The sequence below is a fragment of the Candidatus Competibacter denitrificans Run_A_D11 genome (assembly GCF_001051235.1).
In the GTDB taxonomy this organism is placed as follows: Bacteria; Pseudomonadota; Gammaproteobacteria; order Competibacterales; family Competibacteraceae; genus Competibacter_A; species Competibacter_A denitrificans.
The window spans coordinates 1-1,254 of the sequence record NZ_CBTJ020000015.1 but is presented as its reverse complement, the minus strand read 5'-3'; the positions used below and the strand labels follow the sequence as shown (position 1 = coordinate 1,254).

Annotated in this window: 1 protein-coding gene; it reads left to right on the top strand. The window is 58.7% G+C overall.

Annotation, left to right across the window (positions count from 1 at the left end; all coding sequences use genetic code 11):
* On the top strand, nucleotides 1-1,254 hold a 1,254-nt coding region (locus BN873_RS01815), incomplete at both ends, for a DDE-type integrase/transposase/recombinase (protein ID WP_048670270.1).

Here is a 1,254-nt window from a genome sequence, read left to right as displayed (position 1 = left end):
GGAAAAGACGGCCATCGCAAAGGCCAAACGCTCATCGACACCCAACCCCAACTGGTGGCCGCACTCAAAGCATTATTGTGCGTCTATCCCCATGTCAGTCCCGGCATTGCCCATAGCTGGCTCATCGAACGGTATGAAACGCAGGTCTTACCGGCAACCCTGGCGGGCGATGGCCCGATTCGGGTGCCCTGCGTGCGCACCATCGCCCGCTGGCTGGACGCCTGGAAAAAAGCAAACGCCGAACTCTACGTCCTGCTCTCCAATCCTGATCAATGGAAGAGTCGCTACATGCTCGGCTGGGGCGATGCCTCCGCCAACATCATCCGACTCAACCAGGTCTGGGAATTCGACTCCACCCCCGCCGATGTCCTGCTCACCGATGGTCGTCATAGCATCCTCGGCGTGATCGATGTCTACTCGCGCCGCGTCCGGCTGCACGTCTCCAAAACCAGCAAAGCCACCGCCGTCGCCCATCTGCTGCGCGGCGCGCTGCTCGACTGGGGTGTACCGGAAATCGCCACGACCGACAACGGTCAAGAGTACGTCAGCCATCACCTGGCCCGCATCTTTCATGCGCTGGGCATCGATCAACAAACGTCTCAGCCCTTCTCGCCCTGGCAAAAACCCTTCATCGAGCGATTTTTTAGAACATTTTCACATGATCTGCTGGAGTATCTGCCGGGCTACATCGGACACAACGTCGCCGAACGCGAAGCGTTACGGGCGCGTCAGCAGTTCTCAGATCGCTTATTCGTTAAAGATCGCACGGTCGAGTTGAAATTAACGGCCGACCAACTCCAAGACTTTTGCGACCAGTGGGTCTTGCGCTATCACCACACGTCCCACACCGGATTAAATGGCCAGCGTCCGCTGGATCGGGTTTTAAGCGCTCCACCGCCCCGACGCATCGAAAACGCCCGTGTTCTTGACCTGCTGCTCTCCGAAGCGCCAGGCAATGGCTATCGCACCGTCACCAAGACCTACGGTCTGCAAATCGAATCCTACCACTACGGCGCTGAAGAACTCGCGTTGTGTGTGGGCCAGCGCGTCAAAGTGCTCTACGACCCCGAAGGGGATATGGGCAAAGTCTACGTCTTTGACGCGCGTGGCGACTTCATTTGCGTGGCTGAATGCCCAGAAATCACCGGCGTTGACCGCCGTCAGTTTGCGACTGCCTGCAAGGCCGTGCAAAGGGCCAATGCGCAACGGCTGCGGCGCGAAAGCAGAGCCGCTGCCAAAACGCTCAATGTCCGT